This is a genomic window from Legionella fairfieldensis ATCC 49588 (assembly GCF_000621525.1).
GTDB lineage: Bacteria > Pseudomonadota > Gammaproteobacteria > Legionellales > Legionellaceae > Tatlockia > Tatlockia fairfieldensis.
In genome coordinates this window covers 44,631-52,229 of the sequence record NZ_JHYC01000028.1, presented here as the reverse complement: position 1 = coordinate 52,229, position 7,599 = coordinate 44,631, and the positions used below count along the sequence as shown (strand labels likewise).

The following is a 7,599-nucleotide window of genomic DNA, read 5'->3' as shown; positions in this document are numbered from 1 at the left end:
ATCTTGTAATAAAAGAACCACAGAATGTTGTTTCATTCGAGAAAATGTTGATTCTATATGAGGTATTAAAATGCTTTCTGTAGTCACTGCCTCATGATCAAAGAAGCGATAAGCTGCTTTTGTTTCGTGCCATCCTCCACATGCTGCTGGAATACTTAGATTCGCTGAATTACCTAATTTATCAAATAAAGTAAGAAGCCGCGCGTGAAGTCTTTTGTCACCTAGCTTTACCGTTTTCATCTCTTCTGCTGCCCAACTCATATTTATCATCCTGATATACGGACGAGCAGTATACTATTATTGAATTGAATAACAGTAATTAATACTTATGGGTAATGATGTGCGGATTTGGGGATGAGCCGGAGTATTGTTAGCAAGTTTTTATAATCCTATTCTTTTTGTGTTTGATAAAAATAAAGAATTGGAAGAACAAGGCTTATTAAGCTCTAAATATTCTTTACCCTATTCTGATATTCAAGATCTTTCTCAAGACATGCTGAATGAAAAAGTGAAAAATAAAGATGCCTTTGTTTTTAGCCACAGTTTATCAAGTCAAATCAATGGGCAGTTGGAAGCAGGGTTTCTTTTATCTGGATTTTATGAAGATGAGCATCCATCACCACGATTTTTAATTGAGAAATATATGCCAACGATGATAGTAACTCGGGCAATCAAATTGTAGGCTGTTGTTATACTCCAATTGGAAAATTGTCATGAATGAGAATCTAATAAAAGCAGTCAGCCCATACAAAGTAGAAGTTGTTCCTTATAACCAAAATTGGCCTGATCTATTTAAAAATGAGGCTAGTCGTATTCAAAGCGCTTTAGGGGAATGCCTTAAAGAAATTTATCACATAGGTAGTACCAGTATTCCCAATATGCCTGCAAAGCCAGCCATTGATATGATGCTGGTACTTGATAATGTAGATGATATTGATGCTCTATCGGAAAAATTAACTCAATTAAATTATGGCCCAATCCGGCGACAAATCATTCCTCATGTAAGCTTCTTTACAAAACGGCAAAATCAAACAATCCGGTTTCATTTACATCTACATGAAAGAGGAAGCCCTCAAATTAATCGTCATATTAATTTCAGGGACTATGTTATTCATCATCCCAATGTAGCCGATAATTATGCCAAGCTTAAAATTCAGTTGGCGGCTCAATTTGCCGATGATATCTATTCTTATGTTTCTGGAAAAGATAAATTAGTTCAAGAAATTGATACCAAAGCTAAGCTCTGGTCAGAGAAGAAAAGAGATTACCTACCGCAAAACACAGGGCCATTTACCAAAGACTGGCCTCGTGAAAAGCTAGTCAAAGCTATGGAAGCCAACCTAAATGTCCATATGACACATTTTGCTCAATATTTAAATCAGGTTGAATTAGTCAGAGTGCCAGGCTTTACTTTGGTAAATTCAAGGCTAGCAGACGACACTTTTAATTACGTAATAGACGCTGACTTTTCTTCATCAAATGCCGATGAAAAAATTTTAGAAGTAACAAATTACTTCAACCAGAAAAATAGTTCGTTTTCATGGTGGGTTAGTCCTCATGACAAACCCAATAATTTGCCAGTGCATTTAGAAAATTGTGGTTATGAGAATACAGAAAATAATTGCGCCATGTATTTTGATTTAGATGCATGGAATGGGGACATTTTTTCTATGCTGGAATTAAATATTATTCGCGCAACCGACGAAAAGACATTACACGATTTTGCATTAGTACTTGCTAATGATGAAACTGCTTTCAAAACCTATTTTTCATGGATAGCCTCGATTCTAACGGATGATGATCCCATTGAATATTACGTTGGTTATGTGGATGAAAAACCTGTGGTACGGGGTTTGTCCTGCTATTTTGCACAAGTTGCCGGATTACATTGGTTATCAACGGCGCCCTCCGAACGCAGAAAAGGTTATGGTAGAGCCATGCAAGAATATCGATTAAAACGAGCAAAAGATCTTGGCTACCATATTGCCGTTTTACAGGCATCTAGCGAAGGCTATCCGCTCTATCAGCAGTTAGGATATCAAGAATGCGGTAATTTTCGCGAATATAAAAAAATAAAATAGCTATTGCGTAGGATAAAAGAATGAAATTAATTAATATTGTTCCTATAGAAGAAAAACACATTGATGGTTTTTGGCACGCTGTTGATATGGTGTTTGCATTAATGAGAAATATGAAAATCATATTTTAGCAAACCCGTAGCCTTTATCTAATAATACATGTCGATTTTGTGCGATTAGAATCGAACCCATAAATTGGTTGTCTGCTACATACGACTGCACAATTTGCTCCATGCGCAACGCTTGGTTAGTCATGATGCGATCCTTAAAATTATTATCATTTTAAATTTTTTGTGCTACCCAAATGGTAGCTTCACCGCATTCAAGATCACGTACTTTATGTACTAACACTTTAAATGATGAATCCTTGAGAAGGCTGCTATATTCTTCTGTAGATAAAGAAGCGTGGTAGAGCTGCTGACCACCGTTATCGCTCCAAACTTCGCCCTCTTCATCTCCGGAGGTAAAAGCCAAGACTCCACCAAGTTTAATATGCGACTCAAATATTTTAAACATATTTCGCTGACTGTCATGGTCAAGATGAAAAAAACTATGCCAAGCAAGGATTGCATCAAATTGTTGTTGTAAATTTATATCACGCATATCGGAAACTATCCAACGCTCGTTTGGAAAACGCTTTTTACATAGTGCGATCATTTTTTGGCTGCCATCTACACCCGTCACTTTAAAGCCTTTTTCAATAAAGAATTGTGCCATTGGTTCTGCAGCTCCACAACCTAAGTCTAAAATCGAGCCTACTTGAGGAATTGTATTCACGATTAGATTGAGATATTTCAACTCCATAAGGGTTTTTGTGCGAGCATCATCAATCCAATCGACAATTTCCTCATAGACTTCATAAACTTTTGTTTTATTCATCTTGTTCATGGAGCAGCATCACCTTGTTAAAGAATTTATAGAATATGATATTTTTTCAAAATCACCATTTCACCTAGCTTACAATGTTGTTTCCATTACGGTTACAGCGTGGCCTTTAAATTCATCCATACTTATTTTAATATCCATTAAATCATCTCTTTTCTATACTTTTTAGCATGACACAGTAGGCTAAATCATCGCTATAATTTAATTGCTCAAATCCAGCCTTTTCATAACACCGAATAGCGTGAATATTATCATGATTTGGATCAACAACTACCAAACGAAAATGAGTCAGGAATTCATTGATAAATTGATTGATAACCACTACGCCAAGCCCTTGCCTCCGATTTTCATGGGAGGCAATAAACAAGTCAATGCCAGCAATTTGCTCTGGATGATAGTTTTCAAATAAGGCGCCTTCCTTTTGAATACCTTCCGGATAATGTTCTGATAGACAATAATATTGAATAAAGCCGATAGCCTTATTATCCAGATGAATAATAAAGCTAGGCACATTGCCCTGCCCTGTAAGTCTGGGTAAATATTTATTTTTAATATCTTTGAGCGACCAGATTTGTCCACGTGCGTATAATTGATTAATCGTTGGCTCTTGGAATCATTCATAAAGAACTCTTAAATCGACTTTCTGTAATGGTTTAAAATAAATCATTTTCTATAAATTCATTGAAATTAACTTTCCCACTTGTTGCCACAAATACCATTAATGATGTTATACTATAAATAACACGGCCCACTCCTCTACATTGCAAAATGCACGGGTGGGTTTTCTTTTTTATGAAATCGAAAATGTCGCTTTATAATAAGCCCTATATTACTTTGAACAACAGCTTGAACTGTTGAAGTCGCGTGGTTTGGAAGTAACCAATGATATTACAGCATTAGAGTACTTACGTCGCTTGGGCTATTATCGTTTAAGTGGCTATTGGTATCCTTGCCGCAAATTAATTCCTTTAGCAGAGCAACAAACAAAGTCCTTAAAGCCTAGACGACCAGATGAGTTTATGCCAGGTGCTCGCTTTCAAGACACGGTCGCTTTATATGTCTTTGATAAAAAACTACGTCTGTTGATACTAGACGCTATTGAACGTATAGAGGTCGCCTTTAGGGTAGATATAGCTTACCTTCTTGGTGAAAGAGATCCATTTGCTTATACCAACCCTGATCTGTTACATGGTCATTTCACAAAAAAATTGACTCCAAAACGGGTAAAACCAAATACCAAGAATGGATTTCCAAACACTCTTGCTATTAGTGCGTATGCAGGATGGAACGGTAATACAGCGCATATAGCCGAGCAAATTGTTTAAGTTTTAATGAGTCAGTCACATGGAATTGGCAAGCATATCATTGGTGGGAGGTTCGTTCAGTTCATATGCCAACTGCTGGTCAAAAAGGTGTTCCTCATAGCGTTACAGACTGGATGAAATATACATGGCGTTCTGCTGCGTTTGATAATTCAGATAATTTCCAAGGGTTCTGGCAGTCACAAGGCTATCATTTCTACATGGATGACTACGGACGTAAAATTTATGATGCTTATACCGAAGCTACCGATTGTTCGCCGTATGACGGATGGTGGGATAAGAACAAATTATCGAATGCCAATATGAATTCAAGGAATGTTAAATGAAAAAATTATCGACTTTAATTTTATGCGCGTTACTTGCAGATGTTGTTTGTGTTGACGGAGAGGGACTAACCACCCAAGAATTACATTTTTCAAAGGAACGAATTCAACAGCTTATTGATGAACAGAAAAAGCATCCTGGGGTTCCACCTAAATATACGCCTGAAGAAGAATATGAAATATTCGGCAAAGATGGTTTGCCTTCCCCAAATAGTGGTGTGAAAGTAGAACAGTTTAATTCATTCACATTTAAACACGGTGAAGCATCAATCATTAAAAACAATATTAATGAATTTAAGAAAAACGGCTACATCAAAAAATACAATCAAAATGCAGTAACACTAAGCACTATAGAGGAAAGTGCGAAAGAACAATTTAAATCATTTTCCTCTTATGCCAAGAAACCATATGACACTCGAATGCGTCATACTTGGGAAGAGCTGGTAATTGCTTATAATTATAAGCCTATCAATGATGCTCTAATTGCCAAAACAATTGGTTTTGCTCCAGAAAGCACTTATATCAAAACAGGGTGGACAGGAGTAGTTCATTTCTTTGTACCTAAAGACAAACCTTTTGTATGCGCTTATCACGAAGTAAGTGTGCCATTAACTGGAACTTCGGCAATCTTGAATCAAGAAACTACAACATATGAAATTAATAATAAGGTTACAACTATAGGGATTGCAGGCGATCTACCCTCAGGGTTTCTATATGAGATGATGTGGTGGGATAAGGATTTTAGAAGACAATTACAGTGTTCTGCTAATAATTATTCTGAATCAATTAAAAATGAAATTATTGAATTGGCGAAAGAAATTGATAATGGATGATAATAAACTTGTATTGATGAGGTTAAAAACCTCATCAAATTTGTAGTCGGGCGACTAATCTTGGAGATAATGACCAATGAAATGTAAGAGACCATGGTTATATTTTGGAGTCCTTTCAGGGTTCTTATCCGGTTTTCTTTATTTTGCTTATGGTGTTTATACTCATGGAAATAGCAGAGCTATTGGGCCTTATGGTAGCACCAAAATCATGCAGCCAGGTACAACCATTCTTAGGATCTATGAATGAAAACAGAAATAAAAGTTCTTCAATTTATCCTTGGATTTTGCGTTGGCCTTGGACTATGGGGTTTAACTTTGATAATTTTATTAATTCTCAATTAACTTAATTGGTATTGATAAGCATTCCAAAATAATTTATTAGTTTCTGCATGAAATAGAGTGCGCGCCCCATAAATTTTCTAGCAAAATCGAATGTAATTTGACGCATCTCAACATTAAAAAATAGCATTTTGCTCGTACTTATAGATGTTTCTTCAGGGTGAATTAAAAGATTATTCCATAAATCTAAGTCTTGGATATTATTTAAAAATGGCATATTAATTTTGGATAAATAGAATTTAAGTTTGATTTCTTGTTGTTGCGATATTTTTTTTATCTTTTCTTCATAATTGTGAGAGATTTTTTGGTACTCGGACGTAACATTAAGCATCATAGCGATTTCATCAGAGTAGTGAAAGGATTCATCATGACAATAATTAACTTGTTTGCTAAGAGTACTGATTTCTCTATTAACCTTATTGGCTTCTTTAATAAAGGAGAACATTAACTCATGCTCATCTTTTGGAAGAAGATATTCTTTGCCTGTTTTAATACGTTTTTCAGCTATTTTTTTTACCAAAAGCCAATATTCTATTTCTTCTGCTTGTTTTTTGAAGAGTTCTAAATTTTTGTGATTGCATTCTATTTGTTTATTTCTATATGGTTTTAGTTCTTGTTGAAATAAGAAACGATTAAATGCGGCACGATTTTCGTATTTTTTTAAAATATAATTTGTCCACATAGGTAAAATACACGCCAGGAGCAAGCCCCAGAAAATATAACTGATAACTTCTCGTCCATTCTTTTTAATAAAATTTAAGATTTTCAACTTATTCCTAATGATAAGTACTCCTCTCAATTCTTCCAGAATTCCTGTTGTTCCCATTCAGCAGGAAACCCCATATCTTGAATGTTTACATGATTAGAGTCTGGGAAAGAGCGTATTAATTCCATTACGCGTATTGGCCACGTGGATCGCGGACAAATTATCTTCATGTAATGTGCCAAAATACATAAAACCACATAGACTCTGGATGTTATTTGAGTATTACCAATGAATGAATCAAAAGAAGGTATTGCTCCCAGTTTTGCGAGCTTGGGTTGATCAATTAAATTTCTATTCCATAAACGACTATGGTGCGCTACCACATTACGAACGTAGTTTAAGGAACGCAGCCAGCTTTCCATAATCTGCCAATCTGGAATATTGTATTTGTTAGCAATGATTGCTTTATCTTTTACAGCCATGCCTTTATAAGATACTGAAAGAAGACCAAAGTCCCATAATTCAATAGCAACCCATATAGGCAAGGGTAAGCCATATTTGGTCTTGTAATGTTCTACAAAATCTTCTTTTGAACGTTTTATCAATTGATCGCCATTAAGGTAGCACTTGTTAATTTTCCTAGATACTTCATTGTAAAACTCACTCCTAATTTTCCTTTTAAGCCAATCCTTGCAAACTATTCCATCCATGATCTTTTAAAAGCACGGCAATCATCTCAAATTACAGACTGGCTAGTAAATATTCCGGTTGATTTTTTGGGACTCATGGGACACTACGCCACAAATAATGGCAATAAATGATAACAACTGGCAGTAATAGGCTTGCTCATAGGTATTTGATTTTATTATTGTTATTTGTTGTAGCGTACTGCGGTTGACGGCTAAGACGGCGACTGTTAATCATTAGATCGGCGGTTCGAGCCCGTCCAGGAGAGCCAAGCCCAGCAAGTGTTTTGGCAATCTAGCTCGAAATTGTCAAATTTTCAAAAACGTTCCTCTAAACGTTCCTTTTAGGTCTCTGCTAGGCTTTATTTTCGTCAGCCTTAATCAAATTTTACAGTTCCCACTTTTCTCGGTTGCTAGCAAAAGAACA

11 protein-coding genes are annotated in these 7,599 nt (G+C 35.8%); 5 read left to right on the top strand and 6 right to left on the bottom strand.

Annotation, left to right across the window (positions count from 1 at the left end):
• Positions 1 to 261, bottom strand: a 261-nt coding sequence (locus T345_RS0108795) for an IS4/Tn5 family transposase DNA-binding protein (RefSeq protein ID WP_028389026.1), incomplete at its 3' end; no start/stop codon positions are given.
• A gap of 106 nt (positions 262 to 367) precedes the next feature.
• Between T345_RS0108795 and T345_RS13960 the strand changes: the two genes are divergently transcribed.
• Together T345_RS13960 and T345_RS14610 are read left to right on the top strand one after the other, a co-directional pair.
• Positions 368 to 682, top strand: a complete 315-nt coding sequence (locus T345_RS13960; RefSeq protein ID WP_051555214.1) for a hypothetical protein — start codon at positions 368 to 370, stop codon at positions 680 to 682.
• Between the two features lie 31 nt (positions 683 to 713).
• Entirely contained in the window at positions 714 to 2,081 is a 1,368-nt protein-coding gene (locus tag T345_RS14610; protein ID WP_051555213.1) for a bifunctional GrpB family protein/GNAT family N-acetyltransferase, read from the top strand.
• A gap of 117 nt (positions 2,082 to 2,198) precedes the next feature.
• Here T345_RS14610 and T345_RS15510 read toward each other — a convergent pair whose 3' ends face one another.
• The 3 genes from T345_RS15510 to T345_RS13950 all read right to left on the bottom strand — a co-directional run bounded on the left by T345_RS15510 (position 2,199) and on the right by T345_RS13950 (position 3,534).
• Entirely contained in the window at positions 2,199 to 2,333 is a 135-nt protein-coding gene (locus T345_RS15510; protein WP_278044090.1) for a hypothetical protein, read from the bottom strand.
• 27 nt (positions 2,334 to 2,360) lie between these two features.
• On the bottom strand, positions 2,361 to 2,966 hold the full coding sequence (locus T345_RS0108770; RefSeq protein WP_028389025.1) for a methyltransferase domain-containing protein: 606 nt from the start codon (positions 2,964 to 2,966) through the stop codon (positions 2,361 to 2,363).
• Between the two features lie 142 nt (positions 2,967 to 3,108).
• Positions 3,109 to 3,534, bottom strand: a complete 426-nt coding sequence (locus T345_RS13950; protein ID WP_278044091.1) for a GNAT family N-acetyltransferase — start codon at positions 3,532 to 3,534, stop codon at positions 3,109 to 3,111.
• 283 nt (positions 3,535 to 3,817) lie between these two features.
• On the opposite strand from T345_RS13950, the gene T345_RS13945 reads away from it, so the two are divergent.
• The 3 genes from T345_RS13945 to T345_RS0108750 all read left to right on the top strand — a co-directional run bounded on the left by T345_RS13945 (position 3,818) and on the right by T345_RS0108750 (position 5,441).
• Positions 3,818 to 4,288, top strand: coding sequence for an Abi family protein (locus T345_RS13945; RefSeq protein WP_051555212.1), 471 nt, complete (start codon positions 3,818 to 3,820; stop codon positions 4,286 to 4,288).
• A 65-nt stretch (positions 4,289 to 4,353) separates the two neighbouring features.
• Positions 4,354 to 4,611 (top strand): hypothetical protein, encoded by a 258-nt coding sequence (locus tag T345_RS0108755; RefSeq protein WP_028389024.1) that lies wholly within the window; start codon positions 4,354 to 4,356, stop codon positions 4,609 to 4,611.
• Entirely contained in the window at positions 4,608 to 5,441 is an 834-nt protein-coding gene (locus T345_RS0108750; RefSeq protein ID WP_028389023.1) for a hypothetical protein, read from the top strand. Before T345_RS0108755 ends, T345_RS0108750 begins: the two co-directional genes overlap by 4 nt.
• A gap of 343 nt (positions 5,442 to 5,784) precedes the next feature.
• Here the strand turns inward: T345_RS0108750 and T345_RS0108740 are convergent, their stop codons facing one another.
• Positions 5,785 to 6,606, bottom strand: coding sequence for a hypothetical protein (locus tag T345_RS0108740; RefSeq protein ID WP_028389021.1), 822 nt, complete (start codon positions 6,604 to 6,606; stop codon positions 5,785 to 5,787).
• A complete protein-coding gene (locus T345_RS13940; protein WP_051555211.1) occupies positions 6,576 to 7,196 on the bottom strand; it encodes an Abi family protein in 621 nt (206 codons plus the stop codon). The genes T345_RS0108740 and T345_RS13940 overlap by 31 nt, the downstream gene beginning before the upstream one ends.
• Positions 7,197 to 7,599 lie beyond the last annotated feature (403 nt).